This window comes from Pseudomonas sp. B15(2017), assembly GCF_002113215.1.
Lineage (GTDB): Bacteria > Pseudomonadota > Gammaproteobacteria > Pseudomonadales > Pseudomonadaceae > Aquipseudomonas.
In genome coordinates, this window is the sequence record NZ_NEJZ01000003.1 from 327,725 (window position 1) to 348,077 (window position 20,353).

Annotated in this window: 19 protein-coding genes; 14 read left to right on the forward strand and 5 right to left on the reverse strand. The window is 62.0% G+C overall.

The features are described 5' to 3' along the window. The first annotated feature begins 7 nt into the window (after positions 1-7). The 5 genes from CAF73_RS06990 (at position 8) to CAF73_RS07010 (ending at position 5,198) form a co-directional block, all read left to right on the forward strand. Positions 8-550, forward strand: a complete 543-nt coding sequence (locus tag CAF73_RS06990; RefSeq protein WP_085702326.1) for a hypothetical protein — start codon at positions 8-10, stop codon at positions 548-550. 221 nt (positions 551-771) lie between these two features. Next, positions 772-1,422, forward strand: coding sequence for a DUF1120 domain-containing protein (locus CAF73_RS06995; protein WP_085696836.1), 651 nt, complete (start codon positions 772-774; stop codon positions 1,420-1,422). Between the two features lie 101 nt (positions 1,423-1,523). Then, positions 1,524-2,234: a fimbria/pilus chaperone family protein gene (locus CAF73_RS07000; protein ID WP_085696837.1), complete on the forward strand. Its 711-nt coding sequence runs from the start codon at positions 1,524-1,526 to the stop codon at positions 2,232-2,234. After that, a complete protein-coding gene (locus CAF73_RS07005; RefSeq protein WP_085702327.1) occupies positions 2,234-4,657 on the forward strand; it encodes a fimbria/pilus outer membrane usher protein in 2,424 nt (807 codons plus the stop codon). The genes CAF73_RS07000 and CAF73_RS07005 overlap by 1 nt, the downstream gene beginning before the upstream one ends. 13 nt (positions 4,658-4,670) lie before the next feature. Further along, entirely contained in the window at positions 4,671-5,198 is a 528-nt protein-coding gene (locus tag CAF73_RS07010) for a hypothetical protein (RefSeq protein ID WP_085702328.1), read from the forward strand. Here CAF73_RS07010 and CAF73_RS07015 read toward each other — a convergent pair. Further along, entirely contained in the window at positions 5,195-6,616 is a 1,422-nt protein-coding gene (locus tag CAF73_RS07015; protein WP_085702329.1) for a PLP-dependent aminotransferase family protein, read from the reverse strand. The genes CAF73_RS07010 and CAF73_RS07015 overlap by 4 nt on opposite strands. 179 nt (positions 6,617-6,795) lie before the next feature. On the opposite strand from CAF73_RS07015, the gene CAF73_RS07020 reads away from it, so the two are divergent. Continuing rightward, positions 6,796-7,041: a DUF1127 domain-containing protein gene (locus CAF73_RS07020; protein ID WP_085696841.1), complete on the forward strand. Its 246-nt coding sequence runs from the start codon at positions 6,796-6,798 to the stop codon at positions 7,039-7,041. A gap of 108 nt (positions 7,042-7,149) precedes the next feature. Here CAF73_RS07020 and CAF73_RS07025 read toward each other — a convergent pair whose 3' ends face one another. Beyond that, positions 7,150-8,460 (reverse strand): FAD-binding oxidoreductase, encoded by a 1,311-nt coding sequence (locus tag CAF73_RS07025; RefSeq protein WP_085696842.1) that lies wholly within the window; start codon positions 8,458-8,460, stop codon positions 7,150-7,152. A 145-nt stretch (positions 8,461-8,605) separates the two neighbouring features. On the opposite strand from CAF73_RS07025, the gene CAF73_RS07030 reads away from it, so the two are divergent. Then, on the forward strand, positions 8,606-8,959 hold the full coding sequence (locus CAF73_RS07030) for a YkgJ family cysteine cluster protein (RefSeq protein WP_085696843.1): 354 nt from the start codon (positions 8,606-8,608) through the stop codon (positions 8,957-8,959). Positions 8,960-8,963: 4 nt separating this feature from the next. Here CAF73_RS07030 and CAF73_RS07035 read toward each other — a convergent pair whose 3' ends face one another. Further along, positions 8,964-9,452, reverse strand: a complete 489-nt coding sequence (locus CAF73_RS07035) for an Lrp/AsnC ligand binding domain-containing protein (RefSeq protein WP_003177284.1) — start codon at positions 9,450-9,452, stop codon at positions 8,964-8,966. A 154-nt stretch (positions 9,453-9,606) separates the two neighbouring features. On the opposite strand from CAF73_RS07035, the gene dadA reads away from it, so the two are divergent. From dadA to CAF73_RS07065, 6 genes are all read left to right on the forward strand, one after another. Then, complete coding sequence (dadA, locus tag CAF73_RS07040; protein ID WP_085696844.1) at positions 9,607-10,911, forward strand: D-amino acid dehydrogenase; 1,305 nt, start codon at positions 9,607-9,609, stop codon at positions 10,909-10,911. Then, positions 10,883-11,236 (forward strand): RidA family protein, encoded by a 354-nt coding sequence (locus tag CAF73_RS07045; RefSeq protein WP_085696845.1) that lies wholly within the window; start codon positions 10,883-10,885, stop codon positions 11,234-11,236. The genes dadA and CAF73_RS07045 overlap by 29 nt, the downstream gene beginning before the upstream one ends. A gap of 95 nt (positions 11,237-11,331) precedes the next feature. After that, the gene (gene alr, locus CAF73_RS07050) at positions 11,332-12,405 is read left to right on the forward strand and encodes an alanine racemase (protein WP_085702330.1); all 1,074 of its coding nucleotides are present in this window, start codon (positions 11,332-11,334) and stop codon (positions 12,403-12,405) included. Between the two features lie 88 nt (positions 12,406-12,493). After that, positions 12,494-13,042 (forward strand): cupin domain-containing protein, encoded by a 549-nt coding sequence (locus CAF73_RS07055; protein WP_003229444.1) that lies wholly within the window; start codon positions 12,494-12,496, stop codon positions 13,040-13,042. A 181-nt stretch (positions 13,043-13,223) separates the two neighbouring features. After that, a complete protein-coding gene (locus tag CAF73_RS07060; RefSeq protein ID WP_039765242.1) occupies positions 13,224-13,640 on the forward strand; it encodes a cytochrome c5 family protein in 417 nt (138 codons plus the stop codon). 136 nt (positions 13,641-13,776) lie between these two features. Further along, a complete protein-coding gene (locus tag CAF73_RS07065; protein ID WP_085702331.1) occupies positions 13,777-15,699 on the forward strand; it encodes an acetyl-CoA hydrolase/transferase C-terminal domain-containing protein in 1,923 nt (640 codons plus the stop codon). 67 nt (positions 15,700-15,766) lie between these two features. Here the strand turns inward: CAF73_RS07065 and CAF73_RS07070 are convergent, their stop codons facing one another. Next, positions 15,767-16,339 (reverse strand): xanthine phosphoribosyltransferase, encoded by a 573-nt coding sequence (locus CAF73_RS07070; RefSeq protein ID WP_075946495.1) that lies wholly within the window; start codon positions 16,337-16,339, stop codon positions 15,767-15,769. 57 nt (positions 16,340-16,396) lie between these two features. Further along, on the reverse strand, positions 16,397-18,406 hold the full coding sequence (gene rep / locus CAF73_RS07075) for a DNA helicase Rep (protein ID WP_039765244.1): 2,010 nt from the start codon (positions 18,404-18,406) through the stop codon (positions 16,397-16,399). Between the two features lie 264 nt (positions 18,407-18,670). Here rep and CAF73_RS07080 point away from each other — a divergent pair, with 264 nt between their 5' ends. Beyond that, on the forward strand, positions 18,671-20,341 hold the full coding sequence (locus tag CAF73_RS07080; RefSeq protein ID WP_085696847.1) for a bifunctional diguanylate cyclase/phosphodiesterase: 1,671 nt from the start codon (positions 18,671-18,673) through the stop codon (positions 20,339-20,341). Positions 20,342-20,353: the final 12 nt, after the last annotated feature.

Sequence of the window (20,353 nt, forward strand, 5' to 3'; positions counted from 1 at the left end):
AGTCACCATGCATCGTTTGAATAACGCCACGATAGGTCTGGCGTTGCTGAGTACCGTGTGCACCGCCGAGCCGGCACAGGCGCAGTCGGGCTGTGCAGTCAGGCTGGGGCAGCCTTCCATCGATTTTGGTGCGATGACGCGCGGCCAGTTGCTGCAACAGCCCCTGGAAAATGACCTGTTGAGTTTCGGGCGCCGGCGGGTGCAGATCACCGTTCAATGTGAACGGCCAGCTGCGCTGCGACTCGATCTGGCGGCGCCGGCCGCGGATGCCGTGGACTATCGGTTTGGCGCAGGGACGTTGAGGGTCCATGTGCTGGCTGTTCGGGTGGATGGCAAAGCCGTGCAGTGGCTTGGCTTTGAACCGGGTGTCGCCTCCGGAGTGGCCGTCTGGCCCGCCGGGCAAAGCCTGATTCCAGCGCGGGCGGGGGTTGCACTGGAAGGTCAGCGCATGGACGTTGAAGTGGAACTTGAAGGGCGGGTCGGGTCAGCGCAGACCCGGGTTGCCGATCTGACCCGGTTCGAGATCGATGTGCGCTTTAACGCGTACTGAAACTCGGACTCGGGAGGCATGGCGGTACGAAGCATCTCGCCACAGAAATGTAGGATTCCGCCACTGAGTACAAATTGCCTATTCAACCAGTCGTAATTTCACTATTTGAGCGCTCCCGTTTCCTACAGATTTATCTCTCATAAGCCGCAATCATCATCCCGCTTAATTACATACCTGGTTTGCAGGGACTGAACTGTCAATCAAATGGAAGATTACGGCTTATGAAAAAGACATACCGTCTTGCAGTACTGGCGGCGGCGCTGCTGCCAACAATCGCAATGGCAGAAAGCGTTGACCTGAATGTCATCGGCACCATTATCCCGACCTCCTGCATTCCGGCATTTGCCGGTGGCAGCACGGTGGACCTGCGCAAGATTTCGGCGGCGACGCTGAATCCGACCACCCAGACCCTGTTGCCCGGTCGCGATGTGTCCCTGCACATCAATTGCGATGCGCCGGCGCCCGTGGAAGTGTCTGTGCGTGACAACCGCGCCGGCACCAAACTGCCGGGCATCAGTGATGGTACTGGCCAGAGCGATCCGGCGCTGTTTTACGGGCTGGGCGAAATCGGCGGTACGCGTATTGGTGGTTTCGCCTTGCGTCACGGTATTCCAGAGACCGACGGCAATGCCCAGACATTGCTGACCCGGACGCTGGCGGCCCCGGCATGGCGTGTGCCGAACAGTACGCTGGTCAGCAATGCGCCGCAGTTGTACTCGTGGGGCGCCAGTGCCGCGACCGGTCCGGTCGCTGCCCGCCACCACGGTTTCCCGATGCATCTGCTGCCGATCATCGGCCCAAGCAACGCCCTGCCGATTGCCAACGAAATCCCGCTGGACGGCTCCGTGACGTTCGACATGTTCTACCTCTGACGGCCGCGTCCCGGCGTCCCTCAGGCACCGGGACTGGCGGGTACACGCGAGCGCGATCCGGCGCCTGCCGGATCGCATTCAGGATTTCACGGATTATCCCGATGCTCATTTCTTTCAAGTCTGCTCTGAAGACGGCACTGCTGTGCCTGTCCGCATGGTTTTCAATGCCGCTGGCCCATGCCGCCGGAATGGTTCCGCAGACGCCGGTGCTGCTGGTGGAAGAGGGTATGGGTGAAGCGGTGATGAATGTGCGCAATACCGACACGCATCCCGCATTGCTGCACACCACCGTTGAAAACATCGAAGACAGTGACGACGTACTGCTGATCTTCACCCCGCCCATTGCCCGGGTCGAGCCGGGCGGCATTCAGCAAGTGCGATTCATTCTGCAAAACCGGCAACCGTTGAAGACCGAGCGCCTGAAGCGGGTAATCTTCGAGGGGATCAGCCCGACCAGTGACGCCGCCGGAGCGCGGGTTGCTCTCGGTGTACGCCAGAACCTGCCGGTGATTCTGCGTCCTGCCGGTTTGCCGATCGAGCGCGAGCCATGGAAACGGTTGACCTGGTCAATGGACGCCTCGGGTGTGCAGGTCGTCAATCCGAGCCCCTATGTGGTCCGACTGGCGAAAACCATTGTGCCTTTGCCGGGCACCCGTTCGGTGAATCTGCCCAAGACCTACATCCTGCCCGGTGAGCGCTTGCACGCTGAGCTGCCACTGCACACCTCGACCCAGACGATGGCGGTCAGGATTTTCCCGGCCACGACTTACGGCTTTGCGGTCGACCATTACGACGCGCCGGTTACTCGCTGATGAAGGTCTGCGCTCGTTGGGGCGTGTTGCTGATCGCGGCCAACGGCACCGCGCTGGCGGCCGAACCGTTGGAGTTCGACGCCCGCGTGTTGAGAGACCGCGGCATCGATCCTGCGCTGGCGGCGTACTTTCGTGAGGCGCCGCGTTTCACCCAAGGCGAGCATTCCGTGGCGCTTGAGGTCAACGGGCAGGCCAGAGGCCGTGTACGGATGACATTCAACGAGCGCGGCGAATTGTGTTTGCACACCCAGTGGATGAACGCTGCGGGCGTGCGTCCACCAGCTTCGATGGCCGGGCTGCAACCGGAACAATGCATGACGCTGACGGAGGGATTTCCCGAAGCGGTCGCGCAACTGGATCCGGGGCGCGAGCTGATTGATCTGCTGGTGCCGACCGACAGCCTGATGTTGCCGGCGCGTGCGCCCATCAATTTCGCTCATGGCGGTACGGCCGGCGTTTTCAACTACGACGCGTTGCTGGTCGGCAGCCAGCAAGAAGGCCGGGACGACAGGTTTCAGAGCCTGGGCTCGGAGGTCGGCCTGAATGCCGGTGACTGGGTGCTGCGCAGCCGGCAGTCCTATACGTCGACTTCCGGCAACTCGCGGTTCGAGCACTTGTATGCCTACGGTGCGCGAACCCTGGAGGACGCCGAGGCCAGTCTGCAGATCGGGCAATTGAATCTCGCATCGACCTTGTTTGCCGGTGAGTCGTTCGACGGTGTGCAGATCGTGCCGGAAGCGGCATTCGCTCAGTTGCGAACGGCTCAGGACGGTGCGCGCGGGCAAGTGGAGGGCGTTGCCTATTCGCCGGCTCGCATCGAAGTCCGGCAGAACGGCGTGATGATCTACACCACCATGGTGCCGAGTGGGCCGTTCACGCTGCGAGCGCTGCCGTTGCTGAGCAACCGGATTGATCTGGACGTGACCGTCCACGAACAGGATGGGCAGGCGCGGCGCTTGCGCGTGCCGGCGGCCAGCCTTCACGAAGCGCAATGGGCCGGGCCGAGCGGGTTCAACTTTGCGCTGGGTACGGTGCGACGGTTGGGCTCGGACGACCGACCGACACCTTCTTTCACCGCGATCAGCAAGGATTGGGATTGGCAACAGGCCACCCGACTGACCGCCGGTGTACTGGGGGCAACCGACTACCTGTCGGCTGGCTGGGGCCTGCAACGGCAGTGGGCCGGTGGCTACGCACTGGGCGTGAAGCAGGTGTTGTCCGATGAACGCTCCCGTGGCGTGAGGGGCAGCCAGACGCAATTGACGCTCGGTGCGCCGTTGTCCGAGAGCCTGTCGACGAGTCTGGTTGCGGTGCGCCAGAGCCGGAACTTTCGCACGCTGTCTGACACCGGTTGGGATCAAGACCTTCACCGCGCCGAATCCCCCGGTCGCGATCACCTGGTTTTTTCTGTCACGGGGTCGGCGGATCAATGGGGCGCATTCGGGGCGACCTGGTCACGCTATTCGACCCAGGGTGAACCGGCGCAGTCGCGTCTTGGCCTGTCGTGGTCTCGCACATGGCCTGAGCGCATCAGCCTGTCGTTGAACCTGGAACGCGCCATTGGCGATGCGGCGCCCGATCGCCTGGGCAACTCCGCCTACCTGACGCTGGGAATGGCGCTCGGAGGCCAGCGAAGGTTGCGGGGTTATTTGCGCCGTGATGATCGATCCGGCCTGCGCCGGGGCGTGGCCGTCAGCGACGTACTGGGTGAGAACCTGGCTTACAACGCCAACGCTGAATACCGCGATGAGACTGCGGCCAGTTATGGCGTGCGCTTCAATGCACTGCCGCGCTACACCAGCCTCGACGCAGGCGTCGGCCAGCGATCCGGCGCGACCGATTACGACGTGGGGCTGCGCGGTGGTGTAGCGCTGCATCGCGATGGCGCAACGTTGTCGCCCTATCCCCTGCGCGATACCTTCGGCGTTCTCAAGGCCGGTGACCGATCGGGCGTGAAACTGCACACGCCTCAAGGTCCGGTCTGGACCGATGGCTCGGGCCACGCAGTCGCGGCGAGCCTGCCGGCCTGGTCGACCGCACGGCTGGAAGTCGACCCGCGCAGCCTGTCGCGCAACGTTGAAGTGCTCGACGGGGTGAAGCAGGTGCAGCCCGCCCGCGGATCGGTGCAGCATCTGGACTTCTCGCTCGTCACGGTCCGGCGCCTGTTGCTCAACGCCATGACCGTCGACCGGCAATGGCTGGCCAAGGGGTTGAGTGTTCACGATGAACAGGGCCGCTACCTGACAACGGTCCAGGACGGCGGAACGATTTTTCTGCCTGACGCAAAAGCGGGTCAGCGCCTGCATGTGCAGCTCCCTGACAACACGCGGTGCACGTTGCGTTTCCCGCTTTCCGAATCCCCTGAAGACAGCGCACTGATCGAGCGGGTCGATGCCACCTGCGCCCCGGCCGAACTGTCCTGAACGAGTGCATCTGATGAAATTTCTGCTGTTTCTGGTCGTGTTGCTGTGCCTGGTAGTTGAACCGGCGTCAGGTGCCGAAACGTGTCAGTCGAGCCTGTCGCCGGCGAGCATCAACCTGGGTAGCGCAACGCGCGCCGACCTGCTGCAACGCACGGCGCTCGATGGCCGGGGGCCGGGCTTCGGCCTGCGCAGCGTGCATTTGCGGGTGCAGTGCCCCGACGTGCGCTTGATGCGCTGGGCATTTGTCGCGCCCCCGGCCGATCCGCAGCGTTTCCGTTGGGCGGCGGGCACGCTGCAACTGCGTATCGTGGCAGTGCGTCTCGATGGTGTGGCGGTGCATTGGCGGCTGGACAGCGGTCAATCGGTCGAAGGCGATGTTCTGCGCCCGGGGATCCGCGTCGTCCCGTGGCGGGCGGACACCGGTGCCCGGGGCAGTCTGCTGGAAGTGGAGATGGAACTTGATGCGCGGGTGGATGACGCCTCAAGCCGCCCCGTCGAACCGGTGCGGTTTGAAGGTCAGGGCGCCTTTACGGTGGATTAATCGGCCTCGGCCAACAGCTTGATCGCGGCCGCGCCGACTTTGCGCACCGCCTCTTCGATCAGCGCTGTCGGTTTGGCCGCGTAGTTCATGCGCAGGCAATTGCGGTACTTGCCGGAGGCGGAAAAGATGCTGCCGACGGCAATCTGTACGCCCTGGTCGTGCAGCGCACGATTCAGTTTCAGCGTATCGAAACCTTCCGGCAATTCGACCCAGAGCATAAAGCTGCCTTGCGGTCGGCTGGCGCGGGTGCCGGCCGGGAAATATCGGGTCACCCAGTCGATCATCATGTCGCGATTGCGCTGGTATTGCGTGCGCATCCGCCGCAAATGTGGCTCGAAGTGCCCGGCCTTGAGAAATTCGGCGATGGCGATCTGCGGCTGTGGGGCTGTAGATCCGGTGCTGATGTATTTCATGTGCAGCACCCGTTCGAGATAGCGACCGGGCGCGACCCAGCCGATGCGCAGCCCCGGCGCGAGAGTCTTGGAAAACGAACTGCACAGTAAGACACGGCCATCTTCGTCGAAGGATTTGATCGTGCGCGGACGTGGATAGGTGTAGGCCAGTTCGCCATACACATCGTCCTCGATGATCGCCACATCGAAGCGCTGGGCCAGGGTGAGGAGGGCGCGTTTACGCGACTCCGGCATGATGTAGCCGAGCGGGTTGTTGCAGTTGGGCGTGAGCTGGATGACCTTGATCGGCCATTGCTCCAACGCCAGTTCCAAGGCCTCGAGGCTGATGCCGGTGAGCGGGTCGGTGGGGATTTCCAGCGCTTTCATGCCCAGCCCCTTGAGGGTCTGCATGGCGCCGTGAAAGCTTGGTGAATCCACCGCGACGATGTCGCCGGGCTCGCAGATCGCGTGGATGCTGGTGGACAGCGCTTCGTGGCAACCGGTGGTGACCACCAGATCGCTGGCGCTCAACTGGCAGCCGGAATCGAGCATCAGCCGGGCGATCTGTTCGCGCAGTTCGAGGGTGCCGTGGATGTTGTCGTAATGCAGACCGGGCATGTCCTGACGGCGGCTGATACGGGCCAGACCGCGCAGCAGCGGTTTCATCGTCGGTGACGAGATATCCGGCATGCCGCGACCGAGTTGCACCACGTCCTTGCGCGGCACGGCGCGAATCAGTTCCAGCACCTGATCCCACTGGGAAATCTCCACAGGCCGTTGCGCCGGACGCCCGACCGCCGGCAGTTCCGGCAACTCGCGACCGACCGGCACGAAGTACCCGGACTTGGGTTTGGGCGTGGCCAGTCCGCTGTCTTCCAGCATCCGGTAGGCCTGCTGCACCGTGCTCAGGCTGACCCCGTGTTCCACGCTCAGGGCGCGCACCGACGGCAGGCGATCACCAGGACGGTAGAAGCCTTGTTCGATGCGGGTGCCGAGCAGTTCGGCAAGGTTCACGTACAGGGTCATGGCACTGCCTCGATGCAGATGATTCGAAAAACCAGTACAGATGCGGCGTAAATCGACAATTCAGTCTCGGGAACAACAAATCTGTATGGAAATAATACAGATGTGTTGAATCTGTAATGCTTTTGCTCGCCCGCGCATCATGGAATCTCTGGCTACCCAAGTAAACAGGAGCGACAAAAATGAACGGCTTGAGCGATGTGCGGCTGACGTTACACAGTCAGGAACTGGAGGCTGGGCAACAGGACAACGCGCGCAATGAGATCCTGCGCAACGCACCGTCCGGCCTGAGTCGCTGGGGTCTGTTCTGGCATCGTCTGCACACGCGCAAGGCGTTGCTGCGCCTGACGCCGGAACAGCTCAAGGATATCGGGCTGACCCGCGAACAGGCGCTGGAGGAGGGGTTGAAGCCGTTCTGGCGGATTTAGAGGGATCGTTCCCACGCTTTGCGTGGGAACGCCGCCCCGGACGCTCCGCGTCCGCTGTGACGCAGAGCGTCACTGGATGCATTCCCACGCAGGAGCGTGGGAACGATCTCACACCAACTCTTTCAATCGATGCCACAACATCCCCAACGCCAGCAGCGGCGAACGAAGATGCTTGCCGCCGGGGAAGGTGATGTGTGGCACTTTGGCGAACAGGTCGAAGCCACCGCCGTGCTGGCCGCTGATGGCCTCGGCCAGCAGCTTGCCCGCCAGGTGCGTGGCATTCACGCCGTGACCGGAATAGGCCTGGGCGTAATACACATTCGGCTGGTCGGCGAGCCGGCCAATCTGCGGCAGACGGTTGGCGCCGATGCCGATCATCCCGCCCCACTGATAATCGATCTTCACCGAGGCCAGTTGCGGAAAGACTTCGAGCATCTTCGGCCGCATGTACGCGCCGATATCCTTCGGGTCACGCCCGGAGTAATGGCACGCGCCGCCGAACAGCAGGCGCCGGTCCGCCGAGAGCCGGTAGTAGTCGAGCGCCACTCGCTGGTCGCAGACCGCCATGTTCTGCGGCAGCAGGTTGTGGGCCTGCTCCTCGCTCAGCGGTTCGGTGGCGATGATGTAGCTGCCGGCCGGCAGCACCTTGCCGCTGAGTTGTGGATTCAGATTGTTGAGATAGGCATTGCAGCCGAGTACCAGGGTTTTTGCCCGCACCGAGCCTTGCGCGGTGTGCACGCGGACTTCGGGGCCGTAATCGATGCGGGTCACCGCCGATTGCTCGAACAGCTTCACCCCCGCTTGCTGCGCCGCGGCGGCTTCGCCGAGTGCCAGGTTCAGCGGGTGCAAATGACCGGAACCCATGTCGATCAGGCCGCCGACGTAGCGTCTGGAGCCGACCACGGTGTGCATCTCGTTCGCCTGCAGCAGACGTGTTTCATGGCGATAACCGAGGCTGCGCAGCTCTTCGGCGTCTTCGGCAAAACCTTCCAGGTCGGAGGGTTTGTTGGCGAGGTCGCAGTAACCCCAGGTCAGGTCGCAGGGGATCTGAAATTTCTCGACGCGCCGGCGGACGATTTCCACCGCTTCCAGGCCCATGAGTTTCATCTGCCGCACGCCGTCGGCGCCGATCACGTTGGCGAACTGATCGAGGCCGTGACCGACCCCGCGAATCAGTTGCCCGCCGTTGCGACCGCTGGCGCCCCAGCCGATCCGGTGCGCTTCCAGCAGCACCACGCTCAAGCCCCGTTCAGCCAATTCCAGCGCGGTGTTCAGCCCGGAGAAACCGCCACCGACCACGCACACGTCGGCGATCAGTTCACCTTGCAGCACCGGATGGTCGGGTTGCGGCAGGCTGCTGGCGGCGTAGTAAGAGGCAACGTGGTGCTGGCTCGCGGTGGCTTGGGCGCGGGCATTCATGGGCGTCATCCTGAGCGGGTGTCGAGAAAATTTGACGGAGCATAAGCCGCAGGCCCGAGGCCGGGCAACATTGGTCGGCCCGTGGTGTCTGGAACACGGCTTTTGCGGCACAATTGCCGCCTATTTCGCTCCGGTTAATGCTGCAATGAGCTGCAACAGTCAGAAAATCCGCACCCTGCGTCAGCAGATTCCCACGTTCGAGTGCGTGCCAGGCTGCCATGACTGTTGCGGGCCGGTGACCACCTCACCCGAGGAAATGTCCCGCCTCCCGCGCAAGACGCGCGCCGAGCAGGACGCGGCCATGGAAGCACTCAACTGTGTGCACCTGGGGCCGAATGGCTGCACGGTGTATGACGAGCGGCCGTTGATCTGTCGGTTGTTCGGAACGACCCAGACCTTGCCGTGCCCCAACGGCCGGCGGCCGGTGGAGCTGATTCACCCGAGGGTCGAGAAGCAGGTGTTCGAGTACATGGCGGAAAACCGACAGGTGCTGGTCTGAGCGTTCAGTCCGGAATCGGCAGGCTCAGGCTCTCTTTCACTTCTTCCATCACGATGTAGCTCTTGGATTCACGTACGTGCGGCAGCTTGAGCAGGATGTCGCCCAGCAGCTTGCGGTACGAGGCCATCTCGGAAATCCGTGCCTTCACCAGATAGTCGAAATCCCCTGACACCAGATGGCACTCCAGCACGTGGGGCAACTTCAGCACCGCACGTCGGAACTCTTCGAAAGTATCGCCGGATTTGTAGTCGAGGCTGATCTCGACGAACACCAGCAGGCTACCCTTCAAGTGCTGCGGATTCAGGCGGGCGTTGTAGCCCATGATGATTCCCTCACGCTCCAGGCGCCGCACCCGCTCGGTACACGGCGTGGTGGAGAGCCCGACCTTCTCGCCCAGTTCGGTGAATGAAATCCGCCCGTCCGCCTGCAGAATCCGCAAGATGTTGCGGTCGATCTTGTCCAGCTCACGTTTGGTCTGAGTGTTGGTACGCATAGGGGATGCGCCTCCGTGAAAAGGGTTTTTGCCGAGAATTGTCGCCAAATATAGGCGCTTATACAGTGAAAAGCACTGGCGAATCTTTTTTACACTGCGCGCATCATTGCTCTAACAACAGACGTACGCGGCACGCCGCGAGAGGGATACAAAAATGCGCGTTATGGTCTTGGGTAGCGGCGTCATCGGTACCGCCAGTGCTTACTATCTGGCCCGTGCCGGGTTTGAAGTGGTGGTGGTCGACCGGCAGCCCGCCGCGGCCATGGAGACCAGTTTCGCCAACGCAGGCCAGGTCTCGCCGGGCTACGCCTCGCCGTGGGCTGCGCCGGGCGTGCCCCTCAAGGCCATCAAGTGGCTGCTGCAACGTCACGCGCCGCTGGCGATCAAGGCCACTGCCGACATCGACCAATACTTGTGGATGGCGCAGATGCTGCGTAACTGCACCGCCAACCGTTACGCGGTGAACAAGGAGCGCATGGTCCGCCTGTCCGAGTACAGCCGTGACTGCCTGGACGAATTGCGCGCCGAGACCGGCATCGCCTACGAAGGCCGCAGCCTCGGTACGACTCAGTTGTTCCGCACCCAGGCGCAACTGGATAACGCCGCCAAGGACATCGCCGTATTGAAAGAGTCCGGCGTGCCGTTTGAAGTGCTCGACCGCGCCGGCATTGCCCGCGTCGAACCGGCTCTGGCGGGTGTCACCGACATCCTCGCCGGTGCCCTGCGCCTGCCGAACGACCAGACCGGTGACTGCCAGATCTTCACCACTCGCCTCGCTGAAATGGCCACCAGACTGGGTGTGGAATTCCGTTTCGGTCAGGACATCCAGCGCCTCGACTTCGCCGGCGACCGCATCAACGGCGTGTGGATCGACGGCAAGCTGGAAACCGCCGACCGCTACGTACTCGCCCTCGGCAGTTACTCGCCGCAACTGCTCAAGCCGCTGGGTATCAAGGCCCCGGTGTATCCGTTGAAGGGCTATTCACTGACCGTTCCGATCACCAATCCGGACATGGCCCCGACGTCGACCATTCTCGACGAGACCTACAAGGTCGCGATCACCCGTTTCGACAACCGCATCCGCGTCGGCGGCATGGCGGAGATCGCCGGTTTTGACCTGTCGCTGAACCCGCGCCGGCGCGAAACCCTGGAGATGATCGTCAACGACCTTTATCCTCGGGGCGGCAATCTGGCCGAAGCGAGTTTCTGGACCGGCCTGCGCCCAACCACCCCGGATGGCACACCGATCGTCGGTGCCACCCCGTTCAAGAACCTGTTCCTGAACACCGGTCACGGCACCCTCGGCTGGACCATGGCGTGCGGCTCCGGTCGCTTGCTGGCCGACCTGATGGCGAAGAAAAAACCTCAAATCAGCGCCGAAGGCCTCGATATTTCCCGTTATGGCAACACCACCCAGGAGTCCGCAAAGCATGGCAATCCAGCGCCAGCTCACCAATGAGCGCATGAGTCAGATCGTCAGCCACAACGGTACGGTGTATTTGTCCGGGCAGGTCGGCGATGACTTCAATGCCGGTGTCGAACAGCAGACCCGCGACGTACTCGCCAACATCGAGCGTCTGCTCGATCTGGCCGGCACCGACAAGCAGCATCTGCTGTCGGCGACGATCTACCTGAAGGACATCGAAGCGCACTTTGCCGGCATGAACTCGGTGTGGGACCAGTGGCTGCCCAAGGGAGCCGCCCCGGCCCGCGCCACGGTGGAAGCGAAGATGGCCAAGCCGAGCATCCTGGTCGAGATCTCCATCGTCGCTGCATTACCGTAACCCGTTGTAAAGATCCCTCTCCCGGTGCTGTTGGCGGTTCACGCCGTCAGCCAGCGCCGGTTTTTATTTCCATGACCGCCAAGAAGTCTGCTGCCATGCGTCCTGCCCGTGCCCTGATCGACCTTCAAGCCCTGCGTCACAACTACCGTATCGCCCGTGAAGTTACCGGTGCCAAGGCACTGGCGGTGATCAAGGCCGATGCCTACGGCCATGGCGCAGTGCGTTGCGCCCAGGCGCTGGAGGCTGAAGCGGACGGCTTCGCGGTGGCGTGCATCGAAGAAGCGCTGGAGCTGCGAACTGCCGGGATTCGTGCACCGGTGCTGTTGCTCGAAGGCTTTTTCGAGGCGGACGAACTGGCGCTGATCGTCGAGCACGATTTCTGGTGCGTGGTGCATTCGCTGTGGCAGCTCGAAGCAATCGAGCAGGCGGCATTGAGCAAACCGATCACCGTGTGGCTGAAGCTTGATTCGGGCATGCACCGTGTCGGCCTGCATCCGAAGGATTACCCGGCGGCTTACCAGCGTTTGCTGGCCAGCGGCAAGGTGGCGAAAGTCGTGCTGATGAGCCACTTCGCCCGGGCCGATGAGCTGCACGAGCAGAGCAGCGCCGATCAGGTTGCGGTGTTCGAAGCGGCACGTCAGGGCCTGGCGGCTGAAGTCAGCCTGCGCAACTCGCCGGCGGTGCTGGGCTGGCCGCAGATTCACAGCGACTGGGTGCGCCCGGGCATCATGCTCTACGGCGCCACCCCGTTCGAAGAAGCCAACGCCGTGGCCGAGCGTCTGCAACCGGTGATGACGCTGGAGTCGAAAGTCATCAGCGTGCGCGAACTGCCGGCCGGTGAGCCGGTGGGCTACGGCGCCAAATTCATCACCGACAAACCGATGCGCATCGGCGTGGTTGCCATGGGTTACGCCGACGGTTATCCGCGTCAGGCGCCGACCGGCACGCCGGTGCTGGTGGCCGGCCAGCGCAGCCGCATTCTTGGCCGGGTGTCGATGGACATGCTGTGCATCGACCTGACCGACGTGCCGCAAGCCGGCCTCGGTTCGACTGTCGAGCTGTGGGGCAAAAACATCCTCGCCAGCGACGTGGCGAAGTGGGCGGACACCATTCCGTACCAGATCTTCTGCAACCTGCGTCGGGTGCCAAGGCTCTATTCCGAGGGTTGAAGCGCAAGCGGGGCCCAAGTGTTGTAAATACTGAACGCTGTCGCCATGATAACGCTCAATATTTCTACAGCATCAGGAGGCTCCCACCTTGGACGTCGGTGAACGACTGCAATCGATCCGCAAGCTCAAAGGACTGTCTCAGCGTGAACTCGCCAAGCGCGCGGGCGTCACCAACAGCACCATTTCGATGATCGAAAAGAACAGCGTCAGCCCTTCGATCAGTTCGCTGAGGAAAGTTCTGGGCGGGATTCCCATGTCCATGGTCGAGTTCTTTTCCGAAGAGATCCTGCAGGAAAAACCGACTCAGATCGTCTACAAGGCCAACGAGCTGATCGACATTTCCGACGGCGCCGTGACCATGAAACTGGTCGGTCGCGCGCACCCGAGCCGGGCCATCGCGTTCCTCAATGAAATCTATCCGCCGGGCGCCGATACCGGCGAAGAAATGCTCACCCACGAAGGCGAGGAAACCGGGATTCTGGTGGAAGGGCGCCTGGAGCTGGTGGTGGGTCTTGAAACTTTTATCCTCGAAGCTGGCGACAGCTACTACTTTGAAAGTACCAAGCCGCATCGTTTCCGTAATCCGTTCGATGCGCCGGCGCGACTAATCAGCGCAGCCACGCCGGCGAATTTTTAAACAAAGAGGCGCCAGGCCACACGGCGAAGGCACCCGAACCGTTGTTCCACAGCGCGATATAACCCCTTCGACTTTGGGGTTGTTTCAGTGAAGCGGGCTAACCGCTATACTTGCGCCCGCCTGCGAACCGTGGCCGCAGGCGTGAATAGCCACCATTGAGGGTGAACGCGTGAACCTAATTATGAAAATGCTGGCTGCACCAGCAACCGTACTGGCCCTCTGGGCTGTCAGCGCTCAAGCTGCGACGAATGACGACATTGCCAAACGCCTCGAGCCGGTCGGCCAGGTGTGTGTTCAAGGGCAAGAGTGCAAGGGGATGGAAGTCGCTGCTTCGGCAGGCGGCGGTGGCGGTGCCAAGACGCCGGACGAAGTGATTGCCAAACATTGCAACGCTTGCCACGGCTCCGGCCTGTTGGGCGCACCGAAAATCGGTGACACCGCGGCCTGGAAAGAGCGCGCCGATCACCAGGGCGGCCTCGACGGCATCCTGGCCAAGGCCATCACCGGCATCAACTCCATGCCACCGAAAGGCACCTGCGCCGACTGCTCCGATGAAGAGCTGAAGGGCGCGATCCAGAAGATGTCCGGCCTGAAATAAGCCGCGCTTTCGACGAAAAAAACCGTCTTCGGACGGTTTTTTTGTACGCGCGATTTGGGCCTGAGGCTGTTCTTTGCAGCAAACAACCGGCAATCTCGGTCGTACCTCTATTCACGGAACGGGCAGGAGGCTTCAGATGGTGCAGTTGTGTTCGATCGAACAGGCAGTGGACGACGTACTGGCGCGGTTGCCGGCGCATATCCACATGGGCCTGCCGCTGGGGCTGGGCAAACCCAACCCCTTCGTCAACGCGCTGTACCGCCGCATCGCCGGTTTGCCCGAACGGCAACTGACGATCTACACCGCCCTGTGCCTCGGCCGTCCGGCATTGGGCGATGGGTTGCAGAAGCGCTTAATCGAACCCTTCGTCGAGCGGGTGTTTGGCGATTACCCGGAGCTGGACTTCCTCGCCGACCTGCACCGCGACAGCCTGCCGTCCAACATTCGCATCGAACAGTTCTTCATGCAGCCCGGCAGCCTGCTCAACAGTGCGCCGGCCCAGCAGGATTACGTCAGCAGCAACTACAGCCACGCGGCCCGCGACATCAATGCCGCCGGCCTGAACCTGGTGGCGCAGTTGCTCGCCAGCAGCAGCGAACATCCCGATCGCCTGAGCCTGAGCTGCAACCCGGACATCACCCTCGACCTGTTCCCGATGATCGCCAAACGCCGGGCAGCGGGGGAGACCATTCTGCTGGTCGGCCAGGTACATACCGAGTTGCCGTACATGCCGGGCGATGCCGAAGTCGATATCGACAACTTCGACCTGCTGATCGATGAAAAGGACAGCAGCACGCTGTTTTCCACGCCGAACATGCCCGTCGGGTTTCAGGATCACTTCATCGGTCTGCACGCCAGCACCCTGGTGCGCGATGGCGGCACCTTGCAGATCGGCATCGGTTCGATGGGCGATGCGCTGACCGCTGCGTTGCTGGCGCGTCAGGCTGACAACGCCTCGTACAAGCACTTGCTGAGCGATGTGAACCTCAGCCAGTGGGCACAGTTGATCGAACGCGAGGGCGGCATCGAGCCGTTCGCCAAGGGCCTGTACGGTTGCAGCGAAATGTTCGTCAACGGCCTGCTGGTGCTGGCCGAAGCCGGGATCATCCGGCGCAAGGTCTACCCGGATGTGCAGACTCAGGAGCAGGCCAACGCCGGGACTCTCGACGAGGCGGCGCAAACCGACGGCTTGTCGATTCACGGTGGTTTCTTCCTCGGGCCGCGCAGTTTCTATGAGCGCTTGCGCGAGTTGCCGCTGAGCAAACGCCTCGAATTCAACATGACCCGTATCAGCTACATCAACGAGCTGTATGGTCAGGAAGAGCTCAAGCGCCTGCAACGCCTCGATGCGCGCTTCATCAACACCGTGTTCACCATGACCCTGCTGGGCGCCGGGGTGGCGGATCAACTGGAAGACGGGCGGGTGCTCAGCGGCGTTGGCGGGCAGTACAACTTCGTTGCCCAGGGCCATGCGCTGCACGATGCGCGGTCGATTCTGCTGCTGCGCAGCTGGCGCGAGTCCGGCGGCGATGTCAGTTCGAACATTGTCTGGGAGTACGGCCACTGCACGATTCCACGGCACCTGCGTGACATCGTCGTCACCGAGTACGGCATCGCCGACCTGCGCGGCAAATCGGATGCGGTGGTGATCGAGGCGCTGTTGAACATCAGCGACTCGCGCTTCCAGCAAGGCCTGATCGAACAGGCGCAGAAGGTCGGCAAGCTGCCGAAGGATTTCCGTCTCGATCCGCGCTTTACCGACAACACCCCACAACGCTTGAAGGCGATTGCCGCACGGCATCCGAACCTGTTTCCGGAATATCCGCTGGGCTGTGATTTCACTGAGGTCGAGAAGGATCTGTTACGGGCGCTGAACTGGCTCAAGAGCAAATTCAAGCTGACCGAGATTCTGGAACTGGGCAAGGCCGCGCTGGATGCGCCGCAGGCTTCGTTGTATCCGGAGCATTTGGCGCGCATGCAGCTGACCCACCCGGAAGGCCTGAAGGAAGACCTGTTTCAGCGGTTGTTGCTTACGGGCCTGAAGGCCACCGCGCAGTAACCGCTACACAAAACACTGTGGGAGCGAGCTCGCTCCCACAAGTATTGCGGCGCAGTTGAGTCAGTGATCAGTCGATGAAGGTCACGACGCCGCCCGCCAGCGATTTCACGCGAGCCAGCGACTCGACGCGATAACCCTGCGAATCCAGTTCCGCACGGCCGCCCTGGAACGATTTCTCGATCACGATGCCCAGGCCCGCGACGGTGGCGCCGGCCTGTTTGATGATCGAGATCAGCGCCTGGGAGGCCTTACCGTTGGCCAGGAAGTCGTCGATGATCAGCACGCGGTCGCTGCTGGTCAGGTGACGCGGGGAGATGGCCACGGTGCTTTCGGTCTTCTTGGTGAACGAGTAGACCGTCGCCGACAGCAGGTTTTCAGTCAGGGTCAGGGACTGTTGCTTGCGGGCGAAGATCACCGGCACGCCGAGGTTCAGACCGGTCATGATCGCCGGGGCGATGCCCGACGCTTCGATGGTGACGATCTTGGTGATGCCCGAATCCTTGAACAGCGTGGCGAATTCGTCGCCGATCAGCTTCATCAGGGCCGGGTCGATCTGGTGGTTCAGGAAGGCGTCGACCTTCAGGACCTGGTCGGAAAGCACAATGCCTTGTTCGCGGATTTTCTGGTGCAGGGCTTCCATGAAGCTGTCCTCTGTTGGCGCCTTGTGCGCCCTAAGGTTTTAAAAAAGTGGTCAATTCTAGCGCTTTAACATCGCGCGTATATCTGCCAATGCGCTATTGCCCCGCACGGCTTTGACTTCGGTCGGTGTGTCGTCGTTGCCTTCCCAGGCCAGGTCGTCCGGCGGCAGCTCATCGAGGAAGCGGCTGGGCGCGCAGTCGATGATCTCGCCGTACTGTTTGCGCTTGGCGGCGAAGGTGAACGCGAGGGTCTGGCGCGCGCGGGTGATGCCCACGTAGGCCAGTCGGCGTTCTTCTTCGATGGTGTCGGCTTCGATGCTGGAACGGTGCGGGAGGATCTCCTCTTCCATGCCCATGATGAACACGTAAGGAAATTCCAGGCCCTTGGACGCATGCAGAGTCATCATCTGCACGCCTTCGGCGCCGTCCTCTTCTTCCTGCTGACGTTCGAGCATGTCGCGCAGAACGAGTTTGCCGATGGCATCCTCGACGGTCATTTCGCCGTCTTCGTCTTTTTCCAGGGTGTTTTTCAAGGCTTCGATCAGGAACCAGACGTTGCTCATCCGGTAGTCCGCGGCCTTGTCGCTGGAACTGTTGGTGCGCAGCCAGTTCTCGTAGTCGATGTCCATGACCATGCTGCGCAGCGCCGAAATCGGGTCTTCGCCGGCGCACTGCTCGCGCACCTTGTCCATGAAACGCTTGAAGCGCGACAGGCGATCGGTGAAGCGGCTGTCCAGATGCTCGCCCAGGCCGAGTTCGTCGGTGGCGGCGTACATCGAGATCTTGCGTTCGGTGGCGTAGTTGCCGAGTTTTTCCAGGGTCGTAGAACCGATCTCCCGACGCGGCACGTTGATCACCCGCAGGAAGGCGTTGTCGTCGTCCGGGTTCACGATCAGGCGGAAGTAGGCCATCAGGTCTTTCACTTCCTGGCGGCCGAAGAAGCTGTTGCCGCCGCTCAGACGGTACGGCACCTGATGGTGCTGCAGTTTCAGCTCGATCAGCTTGGCCTGGTAGTTGCCGCGATAGAGGATCGCGAAATCGCTGTACGGGCGGTCGGTGCGCAAGTGCAGGCTGAGAATTTCCATCGCCACGCGCTCGGCTTCGGCGTCCTCGTTGCGGCAGCGGATCACGCGGATCTCGTCGCCGTGGCCCATCTCACTCCACAGCTGCTTCTCGAATTCGTGCGGGTTGTTCGAGATCAGCACGTTGGCGCAACGCAGGATGCGGCTGGTGGAGCGGTAGTTCTGCTCCAGCATCACCACTTTCAGGGACGGATAGTCGTCCTTGAGCAGCATCAGGTTTTCCGGCCGTGCGCCGCGCCAGGCGTAGATCGACTGGTCGTCGTCGCCCACCACGGTGAACTGGTTACGCTTGCCGATGAGCATTTTCACCAGCAGGTACTGGCTGGCGTTGGTGTCCTGATATTCATCCACCAGCAGGTAACGCACCTTGTTCTGCCACTTTTCGAGGATGTCGGCGTGCTCTTCGAAGAGTTTCACCGGCAGCAGGATCAGGTCGTCGAAGTCCACCGCGTTGAACGCCTTGAGCGTGCGCTGGTAGTGGGTGTAGACGATGGCGGCAGTCTGTTCCTTCGGGTTGCGGGCGTTTTCCAGGGCCTGGGCCGGCAGGATCAGGTCGTTTTTCCAGGCGCCGATCATGTTCTTGATCTCGTCGACGCCGTCGTCGCCTGCGTATTCCTTTTGCATGATGTCAGTCATCAGCGACTTGACGTCGGTTTCGTCGAAGATCGAGAAACCGGGTTTGTAGCCCAGCCGTTCATGTTCCTTGCGGATGATGTTCAGGCCCAGGTTGTGGAAGGTGCAGACCGTCAGGCCGCGACCTTCGCCGGGGCGCAGCAGGGTGCCGACCCGTTCCTTCATCTCGCGCGCGGCCTTGTTGGTGAAGGTCATGGCGACGATGTACTGGGCGCGGATGCCGCAGTTCTGGATCAGGTGCGCAATCTTGCGCGTGATCACGCTGGTCTTGCCGGAGCCAGCACCGGCGAGCACCAATAGAGGGCCGCCGACGTAGTTCACGGCTTCTTGCTGCCGGGGATTGAGTCGGGACATACGGAAATTCGGGAGTCGTTGACGAAATGGGCCGGCATTTTAACAGGCTCAGCGATTTGTGCTGCTCTCTCCGACTTGTGACGCAGCACGCGATTGAAATTTGCCGGTTTTGTTACTTTCACGCAGGATGCGCGGTGATTTTGCGGCTAATGTTCTCATTCGTGACACAAAATAACGTTTTGATATCCGTTGTCGTTTGGTCATTGGTTGCCGCAACGGCATAATGCCCGCCGCCCACATCATTGCAGAGTCTAGGGAGTCAGCTTGACTACGCCTGTCGAACCCTTGCGTTTGCTGCTACTGGCCGAAGAGCCAGCGTGGACAGCGTTATTGCGCGAGTGTCTGGCTCCGTTGGGGAGTGCGGCGGTGCTGATCAGCGCGCCGAACTGGGAGTCGGTCAGCAGCCTGTTCGAAGACAACCGCCACGCGGTGTTGTTGACCGTTCCCGCGTTGCAGCCGGCGCCCGGCCGTTGCAGCCTGCCGACGGTATTGCTTTTGGAACAGGAGCCGGCGACCGCGCCCGATGGCGTCAGCGACTGGCTGGTGTTCGATGCCCTCGATGCCGGCATGCTCCGGCGTTGCCTGCGGCATGTGCGCGAACGCGGCGTCCTGGAAAACACCCTGCAACGCCTGGCCGAACAGGATCCGCTGACCGGCATCGCCAACCGCCAGGGCTTCCAGACCCTGCTCACGGCGCGCCTCGCCGAAAACGACGGTCGCGGCCTGGCCCTCGGCCACCTCGATCTCGACAACTTCCGCCACGCCAACGACGCCCTCGGCCATCAGGCCGGCGATCGCCTGATCCTGCAAGTCGTCGCACGGCTGAAAAGTCAGCTGGAAGTCGGCGATCAACTGGCACGCCTGGGCAGCGACGAATTCGCCCTGCTGATCGACACCCGCCGCGCCCCGCAACGGGCGGAATGGATGGCCGAACGCATCACCGAAGCCCTGGCCGAACCTTACTGGGTCGATGGCGAAAGCCTGTTGATCGGTTCCAGCCTCGGCATCGCTCATGCCCGGGCCCAGGGCGGCGCCGATCCGCTGATGTGGCATGCGCACATCGCCATGCAACAGGCCAAGAGCACCCAGGGCTGCACGTTTCACATCTTCAACGAACGGATCAACCGCAACGCGCGGAGCATGGCCGACCTCGAAAGCGAGCTGCGCCGGGCCTTGCGCCGCGATGAGCTGGAGCTGCATTACCAGCCGCGTCTGAATCTGCAGGATGGCCAGATCGTCGGCCTCGAAGCGCTGGTGCGCTGGCGTCACAGTGAGCGCGGCTTGCTTGCGCCGAGCGAATTTGTGCCGCTGGCCGAGCAGAGCGGCCTGATTGTGCCGCTGGGTTATTGGGTGATTTCCCGGGCCCTGCGTGACATGCAGGCGTTGCGCGAGCGCGGTCTGCCGGCGCTGCACATGGCGATCAACCTGTCGTTCCGCCAGTTTCAGGATAGCCAGTTGCTGCCGACGCTCAGCCGCTTGATCGCCGAGCGCGGTGTCGAGGCGCAATGGCTGGAATTCGAACTGACCGAAACCGCCGTGATGCGCCGCAGCGATCTGGTCAAGCAGACCATGGACGCGCTCGGTCGCCTCGGCGTGCGTTTTTCGCTGGATGACTTCGGCACCGGGTTCTCGTCGTTCGTGCACCTCAACAGCCTGCCGATCACCTTGCTGAAGATCGACAAGAGTTTCGTCGGCGGCATGGAGCAACGCGAAGAAAACCGCAAACTGGTGCACGCGATGATCAACCTCGCGCACAACCTGCACCTGGAAGTGGTGGCCGAAGGGGTGGAAACCCGCGAGCAACTGGATCTGTTGCGCGGTTTCGGTTGCGATCAGGTGCAGGGGTATCTGATCAGCAAGCCGCTGCCGTTGGCCGAGCTGGTTGAGTATCTGGTGGCTGATGCCAGTCAGCCGCCGCTGGGTATCGTGGTTTAGCCTCAAATACCT

Excerpts from the sequence above, each read along its gene's own strand:
- CAF73_RS06990 (WP_085702326.1), top strand. The coding sequence starts at position 8 with ATGCATCGTTTGAATAACGCCACGATAGGTCTGGCGTTGCTGAGTACC.
- CAF73_RS06995 (WP_085696836.1), top strand. The coding sequence starts at position 772 with ATGAAAAAGACATACCGTCTTGCAGTACTGGCGGCGGCGCTGCTGCCA.
- CAF73_RS07000 (WP_085696837.1), top strand. The coding sequence starts at position 1,524 with ATGCTCATTTCTTTCAAGTCTGCTCTGAAGACGGCACTGCTGTGCCTG.
- CAF73_RS07005 (WP_085702327.1), top strand. The coding sequence starts at position 2,234 with ATGAAGGTCTGCGCTCGTTGGGGCGTGTTGCTGATCGCGGCCAACGGC.
- CAF73_RS07010 (WP_085702328.1), top strand. The coding sequence starts at position 4,671 with ATGAAATTTCTGCTGTTTCTGGTCGTGTTGCTGTGCCTGGTAGTTGAA.
- CAF73_RS07015 (WP_085702329.1), bottom strand. The coding sequence starts at position 6,616 with ATGACCCTGTACGTGAACCTTGCCGAACTGCTCGGCACCCGCATCGAA.
- CAF73_RS07020 (WP_085696841.1), top strand. The coding sequence starts at position 6,796 with ATGAACGGCTTGAGCGATGTGCGGCTGACGTTACACAGTCAGGAACTG.
- CAF73_RS07025 (WP_085696842.1), bottom strand. The coding sequence starts at position 8,460 with ATGAATGCCCGCGCCCAAGCCACCGCGAGCCAGCACCACGTTGCCTCT.
- CAF73_RS07030 (WP_085696843.1), top strand. The coding sequence starts at position 8,606 with ATGAGCTGCAACAGTCAGAAAATCCGCACCCTGCGTCAGCAGATTCCC.
- CAF73_RS07035 (WP_003177284.1), bottom strand. The coding sequence starts at position 9,452 with ATGCGTACCAACACTCAGACCAAACGTGAGCTGGACAAGATCGACCGC.
- dadA (WP_085696844.1), top strand. The coding sequence starts at position 9,607 with ATGCGCGTTATGGTCTTGGGTAGCGGCGTCATCGGTACCGCCAGTGCT.
- CAF73_RS07045 (WP_085696845.1), top strand. The coding sequence starts at position 10,883 with ATGGCAATCCAGCGCCAGCTCACCAATGAGCGCATGAGTCAGATCGTC.
- alr (WP_085702330.1), top strand. The coding sequence starts at position 11,332 with ATGCGTCCTGCCCGTGCCCTGATCGACCTTCAAGCCCTGCGTCACAAC.
- CAF73_RS07060 (WP_039765242.1), top strand. The coding sequence starts at position 13,224 with ATGAAAATGCTGGCTGCACCAGCAACCGTACTGGCCCTCTGGGCTGTC.
- CAF73_RS07065 (WP_085702331.1), top strand. The coding sequence starts at position 13,777 with ATGGTGCAGTTGTGTTCGATCGAACAGGCAGTGGACGACGTACTGGCG.
- CAF73_RS07070 (WP_075946495.1), bottom strand. The coding sequence starts at position 16,339 with ATGGAAGCCCTGCACCAGAAAATCCGCGAACAAGGCATTGTGCTTTCC.
- rep (WP_039765244.1), bottom strand. The coding sequence starts at position 18,406 with ATGTCCCGACTCAATCCCCGGCAGCAAGAAGCCGTGAACTACGTCGGC.